General features: G+C 57.6%; 20 protein-coding genes and 3 pseudogenes. 12 read left to right on the top strand and 11 right to left on the bottom strand.

Annotation, left to right across the window (positions count from 1 at the left end; genetic code table 11):
• Positions 1-359: 359 nt before the first annotated feature.
• Complete coding sequence (locus IVA93_RS31140; RefSeq protein WP_247369948.1) at positions 360-701, bottom strand: hypothetical protein; 342 nt, start codon at positions 699-701, stop codon at positions 360-362.
• Between the two features lie 180 nt (positions 702-881).
• Here IVA93_RS31140 and IVA93_RS31135 point away from each other — a divergent pair.
• Positions 882-1,342, top strand: a pseudogene (locus tag IVA93_RS31135) (IS110 family transposase); the annotation flags it as partial.
• A gap of 631 nt (positions 1,343-1,973) precedes the next feature.
• Here IVA93_RS31135 and IVA93_RS31130 read toward each other — a convergent pair.
• The 5 genes from IVA93_RS31130 to IVA93_RS31110 form a co-directional block, all read right to left on the bottom strand.
• Positions 1,974-3,083 carry a pyridoxal phosphate-dependent aminotransferase gene (locus tag IVA93_RS31130; protein ID WP_247480119.1) on the bottom strand — a complete coding sequence of 370 codons (1,110 nt, stop codon included), beginning with the start codon at positions 3,081-3,083 and terminating at the stop codon, positions 1,974-1,976.
• Positions 3,084-3,317: 234 nt separating this feature from the next.
• A complete protein-coding gene (locus tag IVA93_RS31125; RefSeq protein ID WP_018455416.1) occupies positions 3,318-3,923 on the bottom strand; it encodes a CDP-alcohol phosphatidyltransferase family protein in 606 nt (201 codons plus the stop codon).
• 7 nt (positions 3,924-3,930) lie between these two features.
• Positions 3,931-4,731 carry a phosphocholine cytidylyltransferase family protein gene (locus tag IVA93_RS31120; RefSeq protein WP_018455417.1) on the bottom strand — a complete coding sequence of 267 codons (801 nt, stop codon included), beginning with the start codon at positions 4,729-4,731 and terminating at the stop codon, positions 3,931-3,933.
• Positions 4,732-5,093: 362 nt separating this feature from the next.
• Entirely contained in the window at positions 5,094-5,966 is an 873-nt protein-coding gene (gene aepX, locus IVA93_RS31115) for a phosphoenolpyruvate mutase (protein WP_018455418.1), read from the bottom strand.
• A 640-nt stretch (positions 5,967-6,606) separates the two neighbouring features.
• A complete protein-coding gene (locus IVA93_RS31110) occupies positions 6,607-6,843 on the bottom strand; it encodes a hypothetical protein (RefSeq protein WP_247789334.1) in 237 nt (78 codons plus the stop codon).
• A gap of 819 nt (positions 6,844-7,662) precedes the next feature.
• Here IVA93_RS31110 and IVA93_RS31105 point away from each other — a divergent pair.
• The 3 genes and pseudogenes from IVA93_RS31105 to IVA93_RS31095 all read left to right on the top strand — a co-directional run.
• Positions 7,663-8,526, top strand: a complete 864-nt coding sequence (locus IVA93_RS31105) for a hypothetical protein (RefSeq protein WP_247789333.1) — start codon at positions 7,663-7,665, stop codon at positions 8,524-8,526.
• 883 nt (positions 8,527-9,409) lie between these two features.
• Entirely contained in the window at positions 9,410-10,153 is a 744-nt protein-coding gene (locus IVA93_RS31100; RefSeq protein WP_247298780.1) for a LuxR family transcriptional regulator, read from the top strand.
• A gap of 27 nt (positions 10,154-10,180) precedes the next feature.
• Positions 10,181-10,794 (top strand): annotated as a pseudogene (locus IVA93_RS31095) (electron transfer flavoprotein subunit beta/FixA family protein); the annotation flags it as partial.
• Between the two features lie 384 nt (positions 10,795-11,178).
• Here IVA93_RS31095 and IVA93_RS31090 read toward each other — a convergent pair.
• Positions 11,179-11,862: an HAD family hydrolase gene (locus tag IVA93_RS31090; protein WP_018455426.1), complete on the bottom strand. Its 684-nt coding sequence runs from the start codon at positions 11,860-11,862 to the stop codon at positions 11,179-11,181.
• A gap of 4 nt (positions 11,863-11,866) precedes the next feature.
• Entirely contained in the window at positions 11,867-12,391 is a 525-nt protein-coding gene (locus IVA93_RS31085; RefSeq protein ID WP_247337000.1) for a class II glutamine amidotransferase domain-containing protein, read from the bottom strand.
• A 726-nt stretch (positions 12,392-13,117) separates the two neighbouring features.
• On the opposite strand from IVA93_RS31085, the gene IVA93_RS31080 reads away from it, so the two are divergent.
• From IVA93_RS31080 to IVA93_RS31060, 6 genes and pseudogenes are all read left to right on the top strand, one after another.
• Positions 13,118-13,348, top strand: a complete 231-nt coding sequence (locus IVA93_RS31080) for a hypothetical protein (RefSeq protein ID WP_157642938.1) — start codon at positions 13,118-13,120, stop codon at positions 13,346-13,348.
• A gap of 1,516 nt (positions 13,349-14,864) precedes the next feature.
• Positions 14,865-15,364, top strand: a pseudogene (gene queF, locus IVA93_RS31075) (preQ(1) synthase); the annotation flags it as partial.
• 442 nt (positions 15,365-15,806) lie between these two features.
• A complete protein-coding gene (locus IVA93_RS31070) occupies positions 15,807-16,610 on the top strand; it encodes an arylamine N-acetyltransferase family protein (protein WP_247363832.1) in 804 nt (267 codons plus the stop codon).
• A gap of 758 nt (positions 16,611-17,368) precedes the next feature.
• Positions 17,369-17,809, top strand: a complete 441-nt coding sequence (locus tag IVA93_RS40690) for an ArdC-like ssDNA-binding domain-containing protein (protein WP_018455431.1) — start codon at positions 17,369-17,371, stop codon at positions 17,807-17,809.
• Positions 17,806-18,117 carry a zincin-like metallopeptidase domain-containing protein gene (locus IVA93_RS41315; RefSeq protein ID WP_524536872.1) on the top strand — a complete coding sequence of 104 codons (312 nt, stop codon included), beginning with the start codon at positions 17,806-17,808 and terminating at the stop codon, positions 18,115-18,117. Before IVA93_RS40690 ends, IVA93_RS41315 begins: the two co-directional genes overlap by 4 nt.
• A 184-nt stretch (positions 18,118-18,301) precedes the next feature.
• Entirely contained in the window at positions 18,302-18,910 is a 609-nt protein-coding gene (locus IVA93_RS31060) for a DUF2937 family protein (protein ID WP_247369958.1), read from the top strand.
• On the opposite strand, the gene IVA93_RS31055 is transcribed toward IVA93_RS31060, so the two are convergent.
• The 3 genes from IVA93_RS31055 to IVA93_RS31045 form a co-directional block, all read right to left on the bottom strand.
• Complete coding sequence (locus tag IVA93_RS31055) at positions 18,827-19,867, bottom strand: hypothetical protein (RefSeq protein ID WP_247789332.1); 1,041 nt, start codon at positions 19,865-19,867, stop codon at positions 18,827-18,829. The genes IVA93_RS31060 and IVA93_RS31055 overlap by 84 nt on opposite strands.
• A 96-nt stretch (positions 19,868-19,963) precedes the next feature.
• Positions 19,964-20,608 carry a S1 family peptidase gene (locus IVA93_RS31050; RefSeq protein ID WP_247363814.1) on the bottom strand — a complete coding sequence of 215 codons (645 nt, stop codon included), beginning with the start codon at positions 20,606-20,608 and terminating at the stop codon, positions 19,964-19,966.
• A gap of 456 nt (positions 20,609-21,064) precedes the next feature.
• Positions 21,065-21,631, bottom strand: coding sequence for a hypothetical protein (locus IVA93_RS31045; RefSeq protein ID WP_157642939.1), 567 nt, complete (start codon positions 21,629-21,631; stop codon positions 21,065-21,067).
• Positions 21,632-21,805: 174 nt separating this feature from the next.
• Between IVA93_RS31045 and IVA93_RS31040 the strand changes: the two genes are divergently transcribed.
• Together IVA93_RS31040 and IVA93_RS31035 are read left to right on the top strand one after the other, a co-directional pair.
• On the top strand, positions 21,806-23,002 hold the full coding sequence (locus IVA93_RS31040) for a Fic family protein (RefSeq protein WP_247789331.1): 1,197 nt from the start codon (positions 21,806-21,808) through the stop codon (positions 23,000-23,002).
• Positions 23,003-23,340: 338 nt separating this feature from the next.
• Positions 23,341-24,474: a DUF6035 family protein gene (locus tag IVA93_RS31035; protein WP_247789329.1), complete on the top strand. Its 1,134-nt coding sequence runs from the start codon at positions 23,341-23,343 to the stop codon at positions 24,472-24,474.
• The last annotated feature ends 15 nt before the right edge of the window (positions 24,475-24,489 follow it).

Here is a 24,489-nt window from a genome sequence, read left to right as displayed (position 1 = left end):
TGGCAAAGGGCAACAGGAAACTTTGCAATCGGGAAGTCGTTCCAAGCCGCTTGTCAGCCGCAGAATTCCCGGATGTTGACGCAAGCCGCTCCCTCTGGGCGCCGAGCGGTTGGGCTTGGCGGCATTTACCTTGTTTGAGATTTTGACCCCGGCTGTGCCGTTCTGAATCGAGGCGAGCCAGCAGTCACACGTCAGCCCACCGCTGCTCGTCGATTATCCCAGCGTCTGGGTGTTTTGCCGGAGCGTCGTCGTGAGTTCAGGTTCGATGCCCGACACACGAGCCGCCGTGTCTTCCACGTTCGTGACGAGGGCGAGAGTCCTCCGGAACGGTGCAGGAAGTGCGAGCAGTGCGGCAGGGCTTAAACGCTGCAGCGCTCCAGCTCGCGGTTCTGTTCGGGGGCGTGCAGAACGCGCGCATGCCGCGAGCGTTTGGCGTTACAGCTCGCGTTACAGCATGATGCACCGCCGCGCGCCACGCCCGCCACGCAAGGCACCACCAGATGGCTTGCTACGACGACAAACTGGGTGACAGAAACGATTGCGGGAGACGACGAGGTATCACTGTGAGTAATCGTCACCACCGCCGCGCTGATCTGGCTAAAATCGAACGCAATACACCTGGCGCCTTGCTGGCGTATCTGGTCGAGCCCGACGAACCGGCGCTCGATGGCATGCCGCTGCTCAAGGCTGCGGCGGGCCACTGGACCGGCCGGTCTCGAAGATGATCGTCACTGCCTCATCTGCAGTTCATACTTGTGACCAGTCGGGACATCAGCGATGTTGCTCAGCACGCCTGACATCGCCAAGCCGACCAAGTTGGTACCGCCGGAACATGCCGGGCGTGCTGGGAAGCGTGATTCTGCCCGTTGAGGGAGGCGTCCATGGGCGAGGTTAGCACGATTGGTCTGGATTTGGCGAAGTCGCTGTTCCAGGTGCATCGGATCGATGTCACGCGCGCGGTCCTGATGAAGCGGGTAAGTCGGGCAAAGGTGCTGGAGTATTTTTGCCAGCAGCCACGTTGTTTGGTTGGGATCGAAGCATGACCGTCAGCGCATCATTGGGGCCGCGAACTTCAGGCGCTTGGACATACGGTCAGACTGACACCTCCGAGCTATGTGAAGGCCTACCTCAACCGCAGTAAGAACGATGCGAATGATGCGGCTGCAATCTGTGAGGTTGTGACGCGGCCGTCGATGCGTTTTGTCCCGGTCAAGAGACGACGGAGCAGCAGCCGTTTTGATGCTGCACCGGACTCGACAATCGCTGGTGCGCCAGCCTACCAATGTTGAGCAATGCACTGCGCGGGCACCTGGCCGAACTCGGCATCGCGTCGGCCAAGGGGCGCAACGGGACATGGAGTTACCAAGGATTATCGATTGTCGGGGGCGAGACTACAAGGAACGGAAGCTGTCGCTCGCGGCCTGAGGCAGGCGGACTACGAGATGGCAACACCAATAGACGAGCGCATGACGACTTAATGCAGATACCTCGTTCCGAGAATCGGGAGAACCCGCTTTCAGACGGTCAACGCCCGGTGGGCGAGGTAGAACATCGCGAAGGTGGAAATGATGAGGCTTGTTCGGGAGAACGACGCTCGCACTTGGACAGCAGACTCAGTGTGCGTGGCTTGAGGACGGGCATGTGACCCGATGGGGCAAGTTTCGCGCCTTATTAGTCGAGCGTGGCGGACTTCCGTCCGCCAGCGCGGACGCGCTCTTGTGTCGCATACCAGATTAGGTAAGCATGAAGAGTGCTGTACATAGCCGATCCGCGCTGGAAGATTGTGGTTGCCGACCGCGCGAAGAGAACCGCGATGTGGTTGCCGCGGCGCCTTGATCTGCTTTGATTCCGCTCGACGGACCAGATAGACGAAAAGCGTAATGCAGTGTTCTGTGATTGCAGCTCTGGCCCCAACTAAAGTTTCTTTCCTTCTGGATCAGCCATGAGAAGGCTTAGTACCGGCGTCGGTTGCGCTAATCAGAGATGTCTTTCAGTGCTTCCACCAAAAGCCTATTGTCGTCTTCAGTGCGGCTTGCGATGCGCAAGAATCGTTTACCATTCTGAAGAGTCTTGCCGCCATTGTGCCTGATCAATATCCGTCTATCTTTTAAAAGTGTTTGGGCGATCACGTCCCCATCCGGCCAATGGGGCGGGAGTTCGCAGAACACGAAATTTGCGTCGGGCTTCAGAACTCTCATTCCGTCGATGCTGCGCAGGTCTGCGTATAGTTTGTCCCTGTCGCTGCCCACCCTCACCCAACTCTGCTTTGCAGCGTGCGCCAGGTGAGGAAGCTTGCTTAGAAAAAACTCAGCAAACGTATTAACATTCCACGTGGGGAGGGCGGCTCTAATTTCGTCCATCGTCTGTACATTTGCTGATGCCGCATACCCGACCCGTAAACCGCATGTCCCGTAAATCTTTCCAAGGCTTTTGAGAACGATCACGTTGGGAAATTCCAGCAAGTGATTTTCCAGGCTTGCACGTCGCCCGAGCTCACTAAACTCGATAAATGACTCGTCGATCAGTAGGAGTTGCTGTTGAGCTCGAAGCGCGGAAGCCAGATATAGTAAATCCGCATAGGGAACCATCCGCGAAGTGGGATTATTCGGCGATATCACGACTGCGCCGTCGACACCATTTGCACGCGCAAATGCTGCATAGCGGTGCACATCGAGTTCAAAATCTGGCGGTGACAGGAAAAAGCGTGACAACCGCCCGGGCAAGGCGGTGGTTTCATAGGGATTGAAGGTTGGGACCGGGACAGCAATCCGCATACCCAGTCGGCCAAGGAGGATGGGAATCAGTTCAGCCACGCCATTGCAAATGACAAGATTACTAGCCGGCGTCTTCACCGCATCCGCAAGAAGCTGGACCAGCTGCGCATTAGGAGAGGGATAGCAAGTAATAAGCCGCGGTAGAGCGTTCTTAAGTTCGTCAAGGAACGCCTGCGGCGGAAAATACGGATTTACCAGAAGGACGAAGTCCTTGATGTCATATTTCCAATAGCCGCCGGGGAATCGGTTGACCAGGTCAGAAACCTCGTCCGGCCTAAGGGATACGGCGATTTGTGCTGCGCTGTTCATGAGTGCGACTAGCTCAACGTTTCAGGGCAAACGAAAATCGTAGGATGGTCGCGATCTCCCGACAAGCTCCCGGCGAACAAGCATCGAGCAGTGCCGATCCGTGCGGAGATGTTCTCGGCAACAAGTCTGGTGCACGCCGGGGTTGGCGAGACTACACGTCATCATGTGACCTGCATGGAAGTGAAGCCTGCAAGCCCAAGAAGGCCAGTCGCTGGATCATACTTCCATCCGCCATCAAAAGGAGCGACTGGCTAAAAGCACCGATGACGCGACGGCGAAGATGCTTATTGCCGTATACATTGTTGCGCTGAGTGGTGGCACGCGAAGAGGCGCGACATGCGCTATAGCGAGCAGCAAGAAGGCAATGTTCACGAAATCCGGAAATGCTTCAGCAGGAATAAGAGGCTTAAAAAGAAATAGAAGCGCCAGGAGCGGCACGTCGTATGATAAGGGGATGCCCAAGAACCGTCCATCACGCGACCTGCCAAAGTTCGCAAAGTAGCTAAGCCGTATTGCTCCCGTCACCAGTAGAGCGGTTGCGGTCGCAAACGCGACTTGTGAAGCTTGGCTGACTTGTACCACAACTGCCGCAGGCACAACGGCTCCATAGACGATATCTGCAAAGCCGTCGAGGCTCGCTCCCATTTTTGCGACATCTGGATCCCGACCTTTCGTGCGACCTGCCACAAACCCGTCCAGGTGGTCCGATAGAACAGCCCAAAGCGCCGCTGCCACAGATAGCTCCAGGCGGTCAGAGAGAGCTAAAAACAGGCTGGCGGAGGAAAAGAGAAGACCTGTGATCGTTATCGCGTTCGCTGGATCCCAAAGGTATTTCAGCATTGAACTCTCACCTCGTTTGCAAATGACGTCTCGCCGCGTAGGCATTCGTTCGGTCCTTGAAAATGCGCTCGGCAATCTCCAAATCGTCAGCATTATCAATTTCGTACCAGCTGAGGCCGTCGCATTGCGCCGCGGCGAGCTGTAGGCCTCGCCTCGCTATCAGATAACCCAAAAGTTCTTCGGTGTAGGTCTGCCTAGCTCCAGCGGTGATGATATCGTCCAGTGTCGGAACGATCGTTGCCTTGAGTGTCGGCGCTGAAAGCCGTAGCAGGTTCATCGTCTTGAAAAGCTTTGGGCCATCCGCGACAAGATTTGCCGCGGTTTGCTTCAATCGAAAGCCTGAGATGAAGCCGTTCTGCGACAACAGGACGGCCGACCCTTCCATTGAATCATCGAAGGGAACGACTGCAGCTACGTCGGTCCCGCGGCAGACCATCAAGTGTCGCAGCGCATCCTCTTCGAAAAAGACGTCGCCCTCGAGAAGAAAGCAGTCTCCGGAGAGAAGAGCGTCGCGCGCCAGCCACAAAGAATAGGCGCTTCCGGTGCGGTCGAAGACGGTCGACTCGACATATTTGATTTTGAGTTCGCCAAAGTTGCTACCGCAGGCATATTGAATGGCGTCTTTGCGGTAACCCACCACGATCGTCACCTCTTCCACGCCAACAGATTCCAGATTGTGTAGAGCGTTGTGAAGAATCGAAGTGCCGTTGACCTCGACCAGCGACTTCGGCCGCAGATCTGTCAGAGGACGCAGGCGGGAGCCGCAGCCAGCGGCGAGAATGATGGCGTTCTTGGGAGCATCGGTCACAGTTTAGTTCCTTTTTCGTCGCGCCTCTAAGGTGAAACACCGACGGACTTCTTGCGCCAGCTTTAGCGTGCTGAAGCGAGATCAGGTCTGCCGGAGCCATCTGAAAATGGAGCCCAAGCGTTAAGACAGACAAATGGTTCTCGTCGGTCCTTTCACCAGAGAGAAGGGAGGCGGTGGATCCGGTGCCTCGAGCTGCCGAGATGGCAAAGTGCGCATTTCGGTTGAGTGAGGCGGGCTACGCTATCTCAGGACATCTCAGTGCAATGGTTAGGCATTTGAGATTGCAGTCGAACTTGGCCAGCTAGGAGGAAGTCCAGGACAGTAGGTGGACAACGAAAATGCGCTCCTGTGTCGACGAAACCCTATTTGCGCAGTTCAGCGTCGGGACGCAAATATCGCGTTTCCGCACGGGCGAGTTCGTCGTACTTGAACAGTTCGAAGACTTCCTCGAGAGTAGCGATGTGCGGCTCAATGCTCGCGGTGCTTTCCTCAGCGATGATGCGACCGCAGACTTGACGCATTGCCGCTATTGCCGCTCGCATAGACTGGTTGGCCCAGATCACCGTAGAGATGCTGGCTTCTCGGTATACAGAAATCGGTGTTCGATAGTATTTCGTCGGAACGATCACGACCGGCAGTCTGTTCTGCCAAGCGCGCGCGAACGAAAGGACTTCGTCCGCGGTGCTCCTTCGCGAATGAATGAGGATCGCATCGGCTCCCGCGTCGGCGTAGGCGTGAGCGCGCGAAAGTGCTTCGTCCATCTCATGCCCAGCAATCAACGCCTCGGTCCTTGCCACCAAGATCAAGTCGTCCGCGACTGTATCCTTCACTGCCCGGAGGCGGCCAGAGAATTCGTCGATATCGGCGAGGGGGTGCCGATGCCCAACAAACGAGTTCATCTTCGGAAAGCAACTGTCCTCGAGCGCCACGCCGGCTGCTCCACGCTGACGGAGGCTGCGTGTCACGAGGCGCGCGTTGTTGAAATTCCCGAAGCCGCCATCTCCGTCAACGAGCACAGGCAGTCCGCTCGAGTCCACGATCCGCTCGACTACATCTACGAGTTGGCTCCACGACGCTTCGTTGGCATCGCGGTAGCCCAGGGAGCAGGCAATTGACAGGCCGGACGCCCAGAGGCCTTTGAACCCCGCGCGCTCAGCGATTGCGGCGGAGAGACCATCATGCGCTTCCATGAGGAACGATAGCTCGCTGCGGCAACAGATTTCGGCCCGCAGCATTTCAGCAGGTGAGGAACCAGCGGATTGATCGGGGCCGTTGGCGCGAACAGATGCTAATCGGTCTTGCATGCCAATTCCTTGTGATGACGGGCCTAACGTGTAGACCGGCCGATTTCATCAATCGATAGGTGACCTGCTTCCGTCATCTAGATCAATTGCGAGGGTTGGTAGTTGACCGCGCCCGCAAACCTGCTCCGTGTGGGAGTGCTCAAGAGCCATCTTCCGCGTGGTCAATCGCTACGTCGGCAACTTGCAGCCCATGCCGGGCGTCTTCCCTAACTATCCCGCGCCTGTGATCCGCAATCAACCGAAGCCTAGGACTGAGACGCGCGCTTAACTTTCACGCACGCTTCGTTTGTCTGTAGGGCGCCGCGGTCTTGCCTGTCCTGCCACGTGCGAGGCTCGGCTTGTGGCGGCTTCAAACACACCGCAATACGTCCGTCGAGTTGCCATAGCTCGATGTCGATGGCATCAACTAGCTGCTGAGCACGTTCCTGTGCTTTTTGCTCGTCGGCACACTGCAAATTGGCCGCGCTTATAACGTGGCGGTCGTGATCTAAAAGGTAAGCTCGGTAGTGCGCCATCCCCTTCCCAAGAAATTGAGCGGGCCCAGACCCTCGCTGGCTTGATCATCGGACCATCACCTCAATCCCTCAATGAGCGTTCTCCGGCCGAGCGCATCGTTCGCCGTCAGAAGCGAACCGCCAAGCATTTCCAAGTAGTTTGGCAACTCGCAATCGGGAAGCGCGTTCATATTGCGCACAAACGAGGCAACCGAGTTCCTAAGATCAGCTCGGTCGAGATGATCGAATGCCCGCTGCTTGCACCGCTCGACATATTTGTCGCGCGTCATTTCAATTAATAGGAAATGTTCCATTTCGTCTCCCCAACCGATGACTGCTTCCAATAGTGAAGTTGGAGCCGAGCGGATTTGGCCCGTCTGTCCGAGGGGCGACAAACGGCTGCGCTTTTGTTCGCAAATGTGGGAATTAGGACAGAGACACACATCGCGACCGCACTGTCGGCGCCGGGCGGAGTCCAACCCAGATACCGGGTCCGACGGCGCAGGTTTTCTGACGCGCGAGAGCTATCAATCGCTGCGCCTCCTGCTTTGACCATTCGCGTGGCCTTCGATATAGCCGGGGCTCGATCGCCATATCACCTCAGTAAGGAAGAAGGCACGCAAGCTCGGCTTGCTGCTCCAGAAGCAGGCCGACCCCTCGCAACTCCATGCGAAGTGAAATCATTCAATGTTGGGCATCGCGCGCCACCGCCACCTGCGTCGATATTCGTTAGGTAGAATGGCGTAGGCCGCTCCAAATGCAGTTCGAGAATCTCCTTGGCAGCCGCGGGGCGCCATGCCGCGAACGATGTCGTCAGGGCTGAACGCCTGGATCGGGTCAAAAGGGGCGGTCAAAGGCGTTGGGAGGTCAAGTCCGGTTTACCCGTCATAGCTGATGGTCCCAGCTTGGCTCATGCTCCTTCACATCCGAGCGAAGCTCCTGCGGCGGCCACCAAATCGGCCAGAATTCCTTCAGTCGGCTCTCTGCTTTGACGCACGCCGGGAAGCCGCCGCGACCCCCAGTTCGCCTGCCGCGCAAGCAAAGGGAGCGGTTTGCAAAGAAAGCGATGGGATGCCGCAGCCTACACTACACGCGAACTATAAAACGTTGACCGTCCCCATGAGCTTCTGTTGATGATCGCGAGTTTCAAACCGTTTGATGAGTTCCGTCTCGAAATTGCCCACCAAAACGAGGGGGCGACAGCATACTTGGTGTGGAGCAAGTGTGCTTTGCGAGCGCCGTCTGCCAGGCTGCTCACAGAGAAGGACAGTCGGATGATTGCGCCGATTCGACGGAACTGGAATCCAAAAGACATTTTCGATGAGTTGACGCCGGCCATGTTCACGGCCGGACCATCGATTGTGCGCGCACGTCGGCACAAGTTGTGGCCAGAGTTGTATACTGAATACGACGCGAGGCACTTAAAACAAGAAGTGTTCAACCGAAATCTGATCGCCACCAACGAAGCTGAGGCGTTTATTAGTGCCTGGGCCGCGGATGAAGAGCGTCACACCGATAGTTTCATCCGGATCATGGAGCTTGTCGCTGGTGAATCCGAAAAAGATCTTCGAGACAGATTGGAGGCTCGATCGCATAGTTTTTCTGCAATCAATGAATACTTGAAGGACGAATTCTCTCTGATCGTAATGATCGCATTTGATGAGATGTGTACTTGCCGCGCCTATGCTGCGGATAGAGAGTTCTATGCCGGACTTGGCAGCAGCTTCCTTCGTTGCCTGAGAGAGGTGGTTGCCGACGAGGCAGTTCACTCGATGAACGCTGTTAATGTTCTCCGTGCCCGTTACTGCGAGCGCATTTCCGAAATCGGTGAGATTCTCGACAACCTAATCCGCAGCGTGGGCGATGATCCGGACTATACAGGCACCTTCGTACTGGATTACTTCGGCGAGAAGTACACGAAGCAGATGTTTGTCAACTGCCGCGCCGCTGTCCTGAGAAACGTCGGTAAGCCGCTAACAGCGGCAGTGACAGATTGAAGCGTCGGCGCGCAACTAGACAGACGAGCGCTCATCTCCCGTCAGTGCCTCAGAAGTGCATGTGTTGGTCGGCCAGAGCGGATTCGGCTCACAGAGGATTCAGACAGCCTGCATGCGCTGTCCTTGAACGTTTTCGCTCGTTTTCAGTTTATTGGCAAGCGACACGCAATAATGAGCGATTCAGGGGCACCGGTCACACCCAAGAGAAAAAGCCAATCAGGCAATCGTCACGAACAATTAAGCCAAATGGCGCTGTCGGCTTTCCTCCTGTTGTCGCGAATTCTTCAACGCACGCGCTCGAGGCAGCTATCCCAATTCTCTCAAGTCATTGTCGTTAAACCCGATTTTTTGGAGCGGTGCAACTGGTACGACCCTTGCTGTTCTCATCCCTAGGTTCTCTCCCTTCCGGAGATGCGTATGCAAAGTGCCCTCTGCACCAAACAGAATTTCCGACTGCCGGCATATCGGGGTATCCCCCCGACGAACATCGTCTTGCACCACGAGGGCCGGTCGCGCTCAACCCTTAAGAATTGTTCGCGTCGAAGGCGTGCGACTAAGCCACCCAGACGCCGCGCATTGTTCATGCAAGGAGCCAAACTTGCGCGACGAGTCTGTTGGGCTGCTCATCGACCCGGCTATCGTCGGTGCCGGCGCGGTGAAGATCAGTTGGGGGCTGACGATGCAGATCCGTAGATCGTGCACGACCTTGGCCCACTTCTTTTCATGCTCGCCGGCAAGCCGAACATCCGCGGTGACACCAGGCTCGTTGAGCTCGGGACCGCGGAGCGGCTCGGCGACGGATTGGAACTTGCCTCCGCTTAAAACAAGCTCAATCGAGCGGCGCAATACCGACCTCTTGGGTCAGCCCGCTGAGGCGCCCAAAATGGATCTTTTCAGCTTCACCGAATGCGCGACGCGAACGCAATCGCTCCGATCGCTTTTCGAGCTTCTTGTGAGCTGTGCCAGCGACGAAGGCTTCAGCGAAGTCTCTTACGGAGCGCTCAATTTCGCAGAGCCACTTCGCCTACCGGAGTATCCGCCGCCCGCCGTGGCCGTTAAGTGGCCGCCCGAGTGGTGTGAACGATATTTTAAGCGAAAGTACCACAAAATCGATCCGGTGGTCCGGCGGACGCCGACGCTTTCGCGGCCGTTTCTGTGGGATCAACTCGCCGAGCAATATCAACTACAGCCCGACGAAAGGCGCGTACTTGATGAGGCCAGAGAGGCCGGTCTCAAGCACGGCATGAGTGTACCATTGTTTGGGCCATTGGGTCGATTATCGGTCGTATCGTTTGCATCTCGGTTCGACGATGCCGATCCTCAACATTCCAAAGGCCATCTGAACGCACTAGCCTGGCACTTTCACACCGCTTGTGTGGAGATCACACGTCCGGCGGAAGATAACTGCAATATGAGAGTTGCGCTATCACAGCGGGAATTAGATTGTCTAGGGTGGGTGGCAGAGGGCAAATCGTCTTGGGAAATCGGGAGGATATTACAAATCAGCGAGAATACGGTGAACTTTCATCTTAAGAACGCGATGCGAAAGCTGGGCGCGACCAGCCGGATCCAAGCCGTCATTGTGGCGATCCGCCTCAATCTTATTTTTGATGTCCATGCTGCGTGAGCATCTTGATGGACGGCGATTGTACCCAAGGCGCTGACATTCGGCGCCGATCGAGCCGTTCTGCTCATTGACCGGCGCTTCGCTGGTTCTGATACTCTGGTGATAACTTACGCATTGGCAGCCGCCATCCGAAAAGTTCGTAAGGAGCATGGACCGCCGACTTCATCTTTACCGGCAAGCAAACCATCGACGGTGACACCGCCCAGGTGGGACCCGGATTGCGAAGCGGCTTGGGATGCTACGGCTGACCTACGTCGGCAAGATCAGAGCACTAGACCTAACCGTGCGCACAATCCAAACGGAACGACGTGCCGAAGGCGGTGTCCAGGTTCTGCTTACCAGCCCGTATCTCATTACGATTCTCGAGGCCACCACCAGATTCGCCGCGGCGCCATGGCCGCATGCGCTACGAGCCGCCCGCGCGCCAATGGTGAAATGGAACGCACAGGACGCGGGTCTCGAGGACGATTCCAAATGTGGTCTCGCCGACCGTGATCAGGTGAGTCTTCGCTCCCTCGGCGCGCGCTGACAAAGCGTTGCTGGTGGAGGCTTCCGAGCAGCCGCCGCAAGCTTTGATCCACGCGATCTTCAAGCACCAGCCAAAGCTTGAAGCGGAAGTTGCCGCACCGGTCCGCGAGTAATCTGGGCAGCTTTGTGGGCGCTATCAGGCATGCCCATCGCTGCACAATTCCGAGGCTCTAACGCTCCTGGATAAGAACTCGACGGCAGCGCCGCGGCAAGCGCGCTCCCGACAAGAGGAAATTTCTCGGCGCGGGTCTTACGTCTTCAACACCGGCCCGTCTGGAAGGACCTCGACGTAGGGAATGGGTGTTGAGTCGGACTGCCTCAGGTTGCAGATTGACAAACTCGAACGGCGAAGTCCCCTATCGGCCAATACTAATTAGGCGCGCACCTTCGTTTGGGCCTCGTCCGTCCAGAGCCGATGCTTCGGCCATCAGTGTGAAGGCTTCGCTGGAGAACAGGAAGATATGGACGGTAGAGGTTTTCAGTCATGCTCTGCGTCGTTATGAGTTCTGAAAAACGCCACGCTCCTGCAGAATGGGCAGCAGCTTATGATGGTCCTCGATGAGATAATCCGGCTGCGCCGCTCGCAGACGCGTCTCGGAAACAAATCCGCCCGTAATGGCTACGCTGATCAGGCCAAGTTCGCGTGCAATATCCGTTTCGACCGGCATGTCCCCGATGATGAACGTTGAGCTGGGGTTCAGATTGTATGCTCGCATATACAGATGAAGCCGCTCTCCTTTGCTTGTGCTTTTATATTGAGTAGCGCGGCTTTCAAAAGCCAGAACCTCCGCGACACAATCGTCGATTCCATGTCTTCGTAATTGGGTAATAAGGGGATCGACTATATGGTTACTAACAATAATGCTGGGAACCTCTTGTTGACGTGCCGTTTCCAAAATGCAACGCGCGCCTTCGCGCAGTTCGGCTTTGCTCGCCAGCGGTTCGTAAGTGTCGTGAAAAATAGCGCTGTCATGGCTATCGACCGTTTCGATTTCACTCTCCGACATTCCTAGATTGCGGTAAAAAGCCGAAAGTGGAACATCGAAATGATCCCGAAAAGTGTGCATGTCGATGGCAGCTCGGCCGAAGCGGTCCAAAATGGTGTTCGTCGTTTGTAGCAAGGCGTCGGCGTCGTCGAGGAGAGTGCCGTTCCAATCGAATACAAGAGCAGGTTTCATCATGGCCTCATGCTGCAGACGTTTTCGTTGAGGTGAGATCGGCGATCAATCTATTCGAAGTCTCGTCTGCTCGTTTTTGCCCGCCAACGGGGCGGCATCTCGAACGTAAACGCAGAAAGACCGTTTCCCTCATGTCCCCGCGGCAGCAAAGAAAGCAGACTTCAAAGGGCACATCAGCGTTGACCAGAGCCCCGTTCAAACAAACCGTCAAACGACGGCGGGAGGTTTTATGATTGTCAAAGGGCTGGAAGTCGGCGTCACTCTTCTCCCTGTGAGAGGGAGTGCGAACGTGTGCTATAGCTACATGCGGCCTGGAATGCGCGTCCTGCTCAGTGAAATCAACATCTGCTAGTTTGCCTGCTGGCCGGCATGACTTTGTATGTTGAAACCGTTCTTCATGCATAGATGCGGCAACGCCGAACCCCCTCTGTGCACGGTTTTCAAGCTTCGGCACCATGTGCTTGAGCTGATCGGAAACCGGCCTTTGTGAGCGGCTTGAAGGCAACAGAAATGCGCCTGCAGCACCGGACATGCTATGTCTCCTTGACCGACGATTATGGATGTCGCCCGTTGCATGTTGTTGTTTTCCCCCCTGTACGGTTGCAGACATCCGATGTCTGGAACCGACACCGAGCGGAGGTAATCCGTCGACTGGCGCGAAGCACATGGTTTTGCGCCTCAGCAAGCAAGGCTCGTACCAAGTCCTCTTTCGCGGGCAGGAGGCTTCGCCGAGCTTGGCAAGCGAACTGTGTGATTCGAAACAGCCGCCCTGATCCGGCTGCCTGACTTCCGACAGCGCGGCCGCCAAAAGTCAGCTTTGGTGGGCACGGTGCCTGATGGGGCTATCCCGCGGTGCTCCGCCTAGCAGCCGCAGCAAAGAGCGTTACGCGACTGTTGCCGCGGCGGGAATGTCTTGGTCCAATCCTCAAGCGGCCAGTCCGAACCCTACGCTGAAGAACCAAAACGTTCAGTGAACTGGACCCCCACCTGAGGGACCATCGGGCCCTGTTTGCTGATTGAATTCGTGCACGCTCCGATCTCCTTGATGTCACGGAGCGAACAGCGCTGTGCGCCGTTGTTGCAGCTTTCAATGGGTAGACGCTCCGTGACGGCATCGATACGGAAAGTGAAGGCTATTGAAGCGTCACATAAATGAGGGCGTTTGTGAACGAAGCTCGTGCGATTCGGCTAGGCTTCACTGAATGTACTTTCAGGCACATGGCGCAGACGCAAGCGAGGTCGGCAAGGGGACCGGCTCATGTTTTCACGCCGCTATGTCTGTTTTCAGCCGGGTCGTCTTGAAGACGTTAATGTCCGGTCCCCGACATCAGGGCGTAAAATGTTTCCGCGCGCGCTCGCAAAGCGCACGGTGTTGTTCTCTTGCAGCAAGACGAGGAAGGCGGTTTTCGGCACGTTGATTGCAGCGACGGTGAAGGATGCATTTCAAAAACAGCGATCTCTCGCCGTCACCAGTCAAGAGTTCAGATGAAAGCTATCTATTCCATCAAACAACTCCGTCATTCTTCGAACGTTGGAGGCGCTACGCAGCACAATGGATGGCATCGCTCGACTGGCCATACTGCCGACACGGTGGAAGTCTCGAACTCATCCAGGATATCAAGGCCACGCGGCAGGTAATCGCAGATCGGGAGGCGACAAGCGGCCGTTCCGACGCCAGGGGCATCATGTGGACTGCCGAAATGCAGAAGCGCCCGCACATCAACTTGTTCGCGCGAGAGCGAGGCAAAGCGCCCGGCTAGGATGTTTGATGAGCTCAACGCAAGCAACTCGTAAACGCCTGCTCGACGCAGGCGTGTCCTTTGGAATAAACGCCAATGTCGCAGAATACTTGCGGCCCGGTGAGGGTGAGATAGTACAAGCAGAAGTCGAGCAGCACTTGCAGTCTTGCTTGAGGCTTGGTTATCGACACTAGCCGCGACCACAACACGACTGGGACTGCAAAACGGATAGCCAAGATGTACGTGCGCCAGGTGTTCGTCGAGCGCTTTAAACCTAGCCCTGCGGCTACGGAACTTGCCAAGCGCGGGCTGCCTGCAAGAGACCTACGCGCTTGGCTCCATCACCGTGAGATCGGCGCGCTCGCACCACTTTGTTCCGGTCATTGGCATTTTCATTGAGGGTTTTCGATGCGCCTCCCGGACCTTTCCACACCGCAACCGACGCTCGTGATCGGCGAGCCGGGTTGCCCCGATCTCGCGGGCCTCACCGCCGGCGCCCGCCGCGCGCTTCTCTCGGCCGCGTTCGGCTCATTGCGGCCCGGCGGCTCGGGAAGGTTCGGCCCCGACAAGCTCCACCGCATGTGGGTCGGCGTGCTGCCTGGTGTCGGTGATCGGTATCAGCAAAGTTGTGCGTGTGGCCAACTTGATCATGGCGCTCCCGCAATCCAAGAGGAAGCGTATTATGTTGGCAGACGAGCTCGAGGCCACATTAATCCGAAGGGGTTGGCCGTCATGGTTACGGCGCGGCACCAGTGCGTGTGGCGAGGCGTTCGCGAGACGGAAACCACTATGGTGACCAGCATCATGCGCCGTGTTTCCGCGACAGCAAAATACTGCGTAGCGAATTTCTGGCGCTCATCAAGGACTAAACCGTGACCTATGTATCACTCAAGACATACGGCCGTGAAATCGGCCTATCTGCTGCGTATTGCCAGCGGCGCCCGCCGTCGCACCGTCGCCTGTTGGGCCAAGATGTCGCCCGTCGACAAGCCTGCCGACGTCGACAAACTACTAACCCTCAACATCGGTGGGGCGACCAAGCCAGCAATATGGATGCAATCGTTGAGCCAAGGCAGCGGAGCTGAGCACTCAGGAGGTGACTGCACGCTTACTGAGCGCGTCATCATTCAAACACGAAGTTTCTCGGCGTGCGGTAACGGGGTTGGAAGGTTCTGCGGCTTCACCCTTGCGACGATCGCGGTGGCTTCTCCGATGTCGTCGTCCACTCGAGAGCAGCGGCAGTGGATCAGGAGGACTTCATCGGCGATGCCCGGCTCGACGGCCGCACTTCCGGCGGCATGCATCAAGGAGTTGCCCGTGCCTACCACCCGGAACTTTACACAGGTCGGCGCCCACGTCGAGACGCCAGGAAGCCCAGATAAGGCGGTCCTCGAAAACGCGCCGCTCAGGCGCGGCGACGGACCGCCCGCCATCGTGCGCTGCACCTGCCCGGAATTCACCTCGGTCTGCCCGTCACCGGTCAGCCGAGTTTCATCGTAATCGACTACGCGCCCGACGAGGCACTGGTGGGCTCCAAATCACTGAAGCAGTTCAGGACTTCGTTCCGCAAACACGGCGCTTTGCATGATGAATGCACAGCGCTAGTGGGCCGACGCATTGCCGGGGCGATCAAACCACTGTGGCTGCGCGTCGGCGGCTACCGGCATCCGCGTGGCGGCATCCCGATCGACGTGTTCTGGCAGACCGGCGCGCCACCGGGGGGCGCCTGGTTGCGCGATACAGGCGTGGCGCCTTATCGCTGCCGTCGGCTGAGCAACCAAAAGAGCGACAGCCGCTCGTTAGTAGCGCAAGAGCTGCAGGTTCGTAACTACGATTCATCAAGGGTGATGTCATGTTGAACGCGGCAGAAACTGCTGGTGTAGCTGAGAGCGATTCCTCAGCTGGTAGCTGTCGCCGTTCTCTACTTAGTGATGGCGGATCGCGGGCGGCAGTGGATCTCGAAACGCGGAGCATTCGCGGCGAGGCGAGACGAGATGATTCCGCAAGGCTGGAAGATCGCCGCTGCAAATCGCCGCGGACCGGGAGTCCGACGGGCTGTTGGTTCGATACTGGCACTGAGGCTGTCGCCGGAAGTGCTGGGGCTGTTTCATTTCTATAGGAGAGATGGCCACCTTCTACGCGTCGCCTGCGAAGTCATCGCGCTTCCGGCGGCTTAATCAAACGAATCCAGACATCAGAGGACGTGCCATGGCATTTAAGATTGCGACCTATCTCGATCGGATCGGCCTTGCTCAAGTCCCGACAACGGTTGATGGCCTTCTTGCGCTCCAGCAGGCTCAAATGCGAGCGATCCCCTATGAGAACATTGATGTTCTGCTGGGCGATATCCCCGATCTGACTGAGAATTCGATCTGGGCCAAACTTATCGATGCCCGGCGAGGCGGCTATTGCTTCGAATTGAACAAGTTGTTTGGCTTGGCGCTCGAAGAACTCGATTTCACGGTCCGGCCAATTCTTTGCAGGGTGCGCATGGGGGCTTCGGAAGGTGGCCCACGCACACATCATGCATTGATCGTGACCATAGAGGGTTGCGACTGGCTTGCCGATGCCGGCTTTCCCGGTCCGGCACCGATTGCACCGCTACGAATCGATGCGAAGGAGCAGCAAATAGTTGGCGGGGACGTGTTTCGTCTGCGGGCCGACCCGGCCAGTGGAGAGCTCGTGCTTGAACGCAAGAACGAAGATGAATGGTTCGCTCTTTTCGGCATTGACCGAGCCGTCGCCCTGCCACCCGATTTCGAGGGCGCCAACTTCATCTGCGCACGCTGGGACCGTATGCCCTTTCCATCCGTCCTCATGATGAGTGTGCTGACATCGGAGGGACGTGCAACCTTGCTTAACAAGAAGCTCAGATTGACTCGCAGCCAATTTAGGGAAACACAAACACTGGAAACGAAGATCGAACTGCAGCAGGTCTTGGCCAATGTCTTCGGGCTCCGACTGACTAAGTGCACCGTTGATTCGTTATGGGAAAAGCTTGGGTCACGTTGACTTGTATAGCAAAGAAAGTGATCAAGCATTGCCAGCGCGACGATGGCCTGTGCGGTCTCTTCCAAATCCCAGGGCGGGATCGTCGACTCTGTTATTGACGATGTCGTAGTGCTTCAGGGGACGATCGAGTTGCTCTGGAATGATCCCATCGATCCGTGGCTTCAAGGGTGCCGAGCGCCTGGCGCCTTTATGTCACAGCTGGCCGGAGGGGGCGGGCTGCGGCGATCCCTCTCGTCGGAGAGGTGGTCGAATATCCTCGGCATGGTCGAGGAAGGCGGTGGCGGCCAAGCTTCGTTTCCATGGCCTGACCCGCAAGCCCCTGGCCGGAATCTAAGAATACCACCAACTAACTGCAAATTCACAATTTTATAATTTACCAAACCGAGAATACTATTAGCTATACCAAGCCGATGTTTCACAATTTTGGTTCGAATCCGCTTCAGGTTGAACGTACGAGATCAGGAGCTATGCTCGTCAATTCCCTGTGAGTCTTGTGGGCTTACAGCAATAAGTGCTGTGACTAGCCGTGGATTCGAAGCGTATGGCACTTCGTCAGGCACCGCCGCCTTCGCTCGGCATCGAGACCGCCAATCACGGCGGGCTCGCAAGAGCGAAAGGCGATGCAATGTCCCCTCAATCAACCAGCGTCTCCACCCGGAAGGATGCTAATCAGAGATCACGTCCCAGCTTGTGGCCGCAATCGAAGCGAATCCCGACAGACCATAATTACCCTGGCGCAATCATCCGGCGCTCTCTTCATGCCGGTCAATGTGCTGACCAAGAACGGCTATACCGGCATCAATATCGTGAGTCTCTGCGTCGCCGCCCAATTAAAGGGGTTCAGCTCGCCCGTGTGGGCCACTTACAAACAATGGTCGGAGCTTGGCGCTCAGGTTCGCGCAGGCGTGAAATCGAGCCCTGTGATCTTCAACAAGGAATTCGACGCCGAGCCCGATCCCGACGTTGCGGATGACGACGGCAAACCGCGTGTCGCCCGCGCATCGCGGGTGTTCAACGCGGCGCAGGTCGAGGGTTACGCCCTGAACCCAGTGCCGGAGCCTCTCGGTCCGGTCGCCCGCATCGCAGGCGCCGATGCGTTCGTGAGAGGGACGGGCGCGCGCATCGAGCACGGGGGCGACCGGGCCTTTTACCGGCCCTCCACCGATCGTATCCAGATGCCTCCGGAGGAAATGTTCTGAGGCACCGAAACGCTGTCCCGCAAGCGAAGGCTATTACGCACGCTTGTCCACGAGCTGACCCGGCGCGAAACACAGGCTCGATCGCACGTTCGGCAAACGCTTCGGCGGCCTACGCCGCCGAGGAATTGGTCGCTGAAATCGGCGCGGCGTTCCTGTGCGCGGAGCTTCAGATCACGCAGGAATGTGCGTGCCGATCACGCTCGTATCTCGCGCAGTGGCTGAAGCTGATGAAGGTCGGATTCCCGCGCGGTTTTCGCTGCCGCCGCCACGAGGAAAACATCGGCGCCTGCTCCTTCACCACTGGCTGAACTAGGCTGCGCGCCCCTCGTATTCACGGCGAAAGGCGTCGACACTAGTGAACAGTATTAGGATTTGCGCGGTGACGTTTTTTGGTTCGATGGCAGGCATGTCGGTACCCCGCGTGGTGTGTGATGCGTCGGCAGGCTAGGCCACCGGCAGTGAACGTTGGTCGCAAGCAGATGACGCAACCCTTTGCTGTTTGCGCAGATTCCTGAGCTCCTGCAACAGTATAGGCAGCGGCTCGGTGGCGCAGCCGACGAGCTGATAGTCATTGTGCGCAACTTCGACGAGGACTCCCGCCGCTCGGGTTATGACCGATCGGGCGCACTCGGTGTGATGGCGAAGAACCCAGAACGACTGGTGTGCGACCAGGCGCAGCGAATGACGGAATATGTTCGAAGGCTGGACCGGCTGAACGAGCAGCAATCGGCTTTGGCGAATGGCGTCACGCCTGCGGCCATCCTGGCGGTAGCGGTTGACTACGACAAGCCGATCATGGCGCAAGCCTGGAGCGCCTATGCATCCGCGCTTCCGACGACCCTCACGGGCATTGTATTTGCGATCATCGGCTGGTGCTTGCCTTATGCTGCATTCTTGGTCCTCGGCGGCTGTTGCCGGCTCACGAGGCAGAGTCGCTGCGTGATCCGACGAAACCGAGATTCATCGGCAGGAGGACAGCAAACCAAGCCGTCAAACTCCGCGCGGCGTTTCTATACCTCAACTCTTGTTCGCGGTCTTCACCGCGAGCGGCTGCTGGATGAAGCGCCACAGCGGCAACGCATCACTTTTGTGGTCGGATGATACCAGTGGCGCGAACCAGTTGGGCCGATGTTCAAGTTCAATTTGCACTGAATCCGGTTCTCCATTGGCCTGTTGCGAATAGTGGCGGGAAAACATCCGGCTCAGCGTGCCGATTATTTCAAATCTCTCAGTGTCCTCGTTGAGCCGTTCCTCGGGCACCCAAGAAAACTCGATCGCCGACAATCTTCCGTCAGTGACAATGGCCTTGGTCTCCTGCTCGGCCCATTCCCCGAGATTCATGAATATCCACGCGATCTCCTGCTCGTCCGCACGCGTGAGGACACGATCCTCACTGAGCATCGTGACCTCTCGAACCGTAAAAGGCGCCATTCCGTCGGGGCCGATGGCGTTGGGCGTGTCGGCGGTTAGCCGAAGTGTGAGCGGCGGCGTTGTGCCGATTGTCATATCGCCGAGCCTGCCCAGCTCATTGAAGCGGACGGCATGTTTCATGTCGAGCTTGAGGTAGCCATTTTCATCCAGCAGATCGTGCGGGGATACGAGCGTCCAGATGCCCCATCTGGCCCAATAGACGGCCACCTTGAGCGCGGCCCGTGTTGCCCGCGCGTAGCTGTCGAGCGAGGACAGATAAGACGGTGCCCTGATCTGACGTTCTTGCCGGACCGGATCTGCCTCGTAGACGTTCTTGACTTCGACCAGCCATTGCTCGTCGTCTTCCAGTACGATTCTGAAATCGGGCGCCCGATATCTGCCGACAGGATAGACGCGCCCGGAATCTTCGACCTTCATCAGCTTGTAATGACCAAGCGCCACCACCATGGCTTCGAACATTGCCGCGGTTCGTTGGCCCGCGATCAGAATGTCATCGGTCAATGCCTTGTCAAGCTGCGCGCCGATCGCCGCCAAAAATTCCTGGGCTGTCTGCGGCGCCGTGACCGAAATCTTTCGCTCGCGGCTGAAGCGGGCATAGAGATTGAGAAGATCAAATGGTTTGCTCATTTTGGCGTCGCTGCCTTGAATTTACGCGTGGGAAAGGTCGGGCCTACGACTTGGTGAAATCGGCAACCTGGTCGGCTTCCAAGTTAGCTGACCCGCCTAATCGGCCGAACTCATAAAATCATCTGAGCCAGCCCGCAGGGAGCCCAAGCGAACCGAATAGTCCGACGCCAGCGTCGCGCAGATTTCCTCTGCCCGTGCGCGGTCGTTGGTCATTGCCGCAACATGCCAAGGAGCGTTGCGCACCACCGCCCAACCGCGCACCCATCCCGGGCTCGATGGGTCGACGTGAGGGAGGTTGCGTTGAAGACCTGGGATCGGCGCAAACCGGAAGGCGTAGGATTGCGCACCGTCGCTTCCCGGCTCGTCGCTTGAGCTGACGAGGCCGATCACCTCTCCGTCCTGGTTGAACACGGGTCCTCCGCTCATACCGCCTGGCCAATGGCTGTCGACCGCAAATGTCGGCCAAGGCCGATGTTCGCGGCCACTCGGCAACACTGCCGTTACGCGGCCAATAGACCCATACATGCGCTCGGTCAGAACATCCGTGTCGATCTCGCGGTCCCGTATCGAACGCAGTTCGGGAAATCCCACCGCCATGACTTCATCGCCGATCTCGGGCCATTTTCCGGTCAGCCGCAGGGGCAGAAAATCGCGTACTTCGTGCAGGCGCGTGTTGTCGCTTTGAACGACAGCGTCATGCAGCCGAGTGACATGCGGCTCGAGGCACGGTTGAGCAGCCAATCAAGGGCAATATCTTCTGGCGGGGTGCGAAAGGCGGTCGCTGACGCAATCACGACCATCCCGGTCGACCCCAATCGGGGCGCGCCGCCCCGGGTTGAGCAGACCTACAACCATCGACCGCGGGCGCGAAGGCCCGAGCCATGCTTCAAGCACGTGCTGCGCGGTCAGATATCCTCCGAAGGCGTCGATCCGGAACGCCGTGCCGAGACCAGAGACGCGGTCTGTGTGGTTGTCGATTGCCAGTAAGGAGATAATCGGATGGCGAACCCCCGTCGGGCCTTGTATCTGAAACTGGCGGGGATCGTCTCCGGGTGCGGGGGTGACTGGAAAGGGCATCGTCCAGTCTAACACGGCAAGGCTAATCGCCCTAAGGCGCATTCAATGTAAAGGCTTATCCGAGTCACAAGGAAACCGGCGCCGCTGTTTTGAAACGGCGCCGGTTTCTTTGTCAAAGGTCTAGTGAGCGGCGGCACCTTGCTTGATCGCAGAGGCGAAGTCTTCGACAACACGAACAAATAGATCGGGATCACGCAGTGCGTTCTTGAGCTCCTCAGTCCAATCCGGATTCGACTCGGTCCACTTGATCAGCGCGGTCGCCTTGACGCCGCGATGCTTGATCAGGAAGTTGGAGATCTTTGCCGGCACCGCGCCCGCGACAAACGCGGCTCTAGCCGGTGCGGCGCGCGCCAGAAGAATGAAAGCCCGCGAGAAGCTCGCGAGATCGTCCTCTTCCGCGAGTTTGGTGAGGAGGTCCAGTACAGGACCGGAAGGGGTCGTGTAGGCTGCCGAGCCCTGGGATGCGATCGCCTCGGCAATGCGGTGCAGTGTTTCTGGGGGCATGCTCTTAATTCCTTCGTCAAGGCCGGCGAGCGCTTTTGCTTTTGCCCTGCGATCGGCGGCGAGGTTTCTGATGTCGTTTGCGTCTTGTTCGGTGGGCACCCACACACGGACTTCCTGCCAGCCTTCAGCCAGGCGAACGTCGCGCTGGCGTCTTACTCGCCTGACTACCGTAGGATCGGCCACGAAATGTCTCCATACTGTCGTTACCGATATATACCGTAACGACAGTACGGGCAAGAGGTTCCTTGATGGAACCTAAGAACGTTATATAGGGCCCACCACCAGTCGCTTTATTGAAGTATATATAAACAACCTTTATTATGGTGTCGGACTTGGCTCTTCTGCGAAAGGTTTCTCTTGAACCGCGATAATCTCACTCACGCCGTTCGGGAACGATTGCAGCGGCTTCCGGCGCCCTATGCGGCGCATTACGGCGTGGTTCCGCTGCCCCCGCCTGAGGACGGGGTTGCCGCGGGGTCGGTCCTTGCCCGGCTCAGGGCGGCGGATGCAGCCTTGGTGCGCATCGAGACGCTCGCGGCCGAACTAAAGGACCCGTATCTGATCAGCCGCATCTTGCCACGGCGGGAAGCTGTCAGCAGCTCGGCGATCGAAGGCACCAACAGCACGCTTGACGAATTGCTGTCCGGTGAAGAAAGCGAAGATTCCCAGCAGGTCGAGGCGGTAGTTCAGGTGCGTGACTACGCGCTCGCGCTCGATGACTTCCTGCCGCGGGCCAGACAAGAGAAACTGGAAATCTTCACAAGCGGTTTGGTGCAGGATCTGCATCACGCCGTCATGCGCGGCGACGCAGAATACAAGGACAAGCCCGGCGATCTTCGCCAGGTTGTGGTCTGGATCGGCGGCAGGGGCGATATTGCTTACTCGACCTACAATCCGACGCCGCCGTCTGACATTGCCGCGTGTCTTGAGGACACGATGAAGTACATGCGCTGCGAGGGCATGCAGGCGACGTACCAGAGCTTCATTGTGCGAATGGCGGTTGCGCATGCACATTTTGAGGCAGTCCACCCGTTTCGTGATGGCAATGGCCGCGTCGGCCGTCTCCTCCTGCCGTTGATGATGGCGGCGGAAGGCATGATGCCGATTTACCTGTCACCGTACATTGAAGCCCACAAGGCGGCTTATTATGAATCGCTCAAAGCGGCTCAGCAGCGCCTCGATTGGCATGAAGCGGTCGGATTCATGGCAGACGCAATTGTCGGCACCACGGATGAGCTGCTAAAGACGCGCGACGCTTTGTCTGCACTTGGCGATCTATGGCGAAAGCGGCGCAAATTTCGCCAGGGCTCAGCGAGCCTGCGAGCACTCGATGTTCTGCCGCACTATCCGGTGCTGACCGTCAAGCGTCTGGCCTCGCTTCTCAGCATTACGGTGCCTGCAGCCTCGCAAGCGGTAGAGCAACTGGTCGAGAATAAAATCTTGAACGAGCGTACCGGCTATGCGCGCAACCGCGTCTTCGCCGCGCCCGACGCGCTGTCGATCATTAACCGACCCTTCGGTGAAGAACCCATTCTTCCCGGTGCGGACACCTGACGGCCGGTATGCCGGGCTGACAATCGGTGAAGCCGCGAATTGCGTCTTCGCCCCGCCGCCGGTCATGCCGTTGGCGGGACTTCCAGACACAGGCGATTTTCCATAGCACGCGATCCCGCAAATGCTCAATGATCACGCCGGACGAAGGGAGATTCGGTAGATGGTCGAGGCGATTCTCCGAAGGACACTCAAAAGAGTGGTTGACCTTGCAGCGATGCACAGCATCACGAGTGATGCGCTCATAGCGATGAGCAAGGATGATTATCAGGTTCTCCGTCGCGCGGCGACGCGCGCGCGGCTCGACAGGAAAGCGCGTTTCGTCTGCGCGAAATGCGGACATGCCGTCTATGCTCCGCGCGAAGGCCGGACCGGCCAGCCTTACTGGAAACACCACCCCGGGTGCCCCACAGCTTTGTCCCTGGTGGACGGGGACGCCGGCCAGCGTCGATATCGTTAGCGCGCAGCAATTTGACGGAGCGCAGGAAAGCCCGCTGCATGCTAAAATCAAACATATCGTCGGTGAGTTGTTGAGCAACGATCCGCGCACGACAGCAGGAGGCGTCGTTGTCGATGAGTATCTCATCCTAGAGAATGGACGGCGGCGGCCGGACGTACGCGCGATCTATGATCGCATGCCACTCGTCGTGGAGGTTCAACTTGCAACCACGCAAATCCCCATCATCGTGCAACGCGAAGATTTCTATGAGAGCGCGTCCATTCGCCTGATTTGGCTCACCTGGAATTTTGAGCCACCCACGAGCGGCCGATTACTCAGTTCGTTTGAGGACATTTTCTACTCCCACGACAAGAACCTGTTCTCAATTGACGATGAAACGATAGCCCTCTCCAGACAGCGGCGAGAAGTAATCTTGCGCGCGTTCTGGCTGGATGTAGACGCATGGCGCTCGAAATTGGTCACGATTTCCGACCTCAATTGGATCGAGGGAGGGCGCGCAAACGCGGTCCCGTCGAGGCCGCCTTGGCATCATGACTTTCTGTCGCGCTGGCGCGGCGCGCTCGCCGAAGGAGGTACGAAATGGAAAGAGCGTGAGATCCTGTTTGGCGAACTCGTCGCCAAAGTGGCGATTCCGGGGAGCGACGTCAACGAGCTGCACGCGCTCGATGTGGATGCATTGATCAACTGCTTACTTTCCCTGGTCGACGGTCGGCCAGTCGGATCGCGGCAGCAGAATCTTGTCGAGGTGCTGAACTCCTTCCTCAATGTCGAGCGACGACAGCGCTATGTGCGCCTCATTCGGACCTTCGCCCGACTGACCAACAGGGACGCTCTCTTTGAAATCGAGAGTGTTCGCAACAAGATCGTCAAAGCTCGCACAGTGGTGCAAGACGATCGCCCAAAGGGTGTCGGGAAAGATCGCGCTGGCCTTGTTCCCGGAGATATTCTCTTCAGCTTGACGCAATGCCAGCAGCGGATCTCAGCGCTTGACGTATTCTGTAGCGCAATCAAGTGAGTCGAGGATTGCGGA

This window comes from Bradyrhizobium sp. 155 (assembly GCF_023101105.1).
GTDB lineage: Bacteria > Pseudomonadota > Alphaproteobacteria > Rhizobiales > Xanthobacteraceae > Bradyrhizobium > Bradyrhizobium canariense_D.
This window is presented reverse-complemented; position numbering and strand designations above follow the sequence as displayed.